At 65.9% G+C, this 768-nt stretch carries 1 protein-coding gene; it reads left to right on the top strand.

Annotation, left to right across the window (positions count from 1 at the left end; all coding sequences use genetic code 11):
* Positions 1–699: EF-Tu C-terminal domain-related protein (locus F1654_RS13820; RefSeq protein WP_269844623.1), on the top strand; the 699-nt coding region annotated here is incomplete at its 5' end.
* Between the last annotated feature and the right edge of the window lie 69 nt (positions 700–768).

Raw genomic sequence — 768 nt, 5'->3', positions numbered from 1 at the left:
GGCGACGATATTCCGATCGTGGCGGGTTCGGCGCTGGCGGCCATGGAAGGCAACAACCCGGAGATCGGCGAAGAGAAGATCAAGGCGCTGATGGCGGCGGTGGATGACTATATCCCGACGCCTGAGCGCGCCATTGACCAGCCCTTCCTGATGCCCATCGAGGACGTGTTCTCGATCTCGGGCCGCGGCACGGTTGTGACCGGCCGGGTTGAGCGCGGCATTGTGAAGGTGGGCGACGAGATCGAGATCGTGGGCATCCGCGACACCAAGAAGACCACCTGCACCGGCGTTGAGATGTTCCGCAAGCTGCTCGACCAGGGCCAGGCGGGCGACAATGTGGGCGTGCTGCTGCGCGGCGTGGACCGCGAGGGCGTGGAGCGCGGCCAGGTCTTGTGCAAGCCCGGTTCGATCAAGCCGCACAAGCGGTTCGAGGCCGAGGCCTATATCCTGACCAAGGAAGAGGGCGGCCGGCACACCCCGTTCTTCTCCAACTACCGCCCGCAATTCTATTTCCGCACCACCGACGTGACCGGCGTGGTGACGCTCAAGGACGGCACCGAGATGGTGATGCCGGGCGATAATGTGGAAGTGACCGTGGAGCTGATCACCCCGATCGCGATGGAAGAGAAGCTGCGCTTCGCCATCCGCGAGGGCGGACGCACCGTGGGCGCCGGCGTGGTCTCGAAAATCCTCGAATAGACCCCCGCCAGACCACACCTGACGCACGCGCGGCCCGGCCCCAAAGCCGGGCCGCGCTCGTGTCGGGGG

The organism is Alkalicaulis satelles (assembly GCF_008630495.1).
Classification (GTDB): Bacteria; Pseudomonadota; Alphaproteobacteria; order Caulobacterales; family Maricaulaceae; genus Oceanicaulis; species Oceanicaulis satelles.
This window is presented reverse-complemented; position numbering and strand designations above follow the sequence as displayed.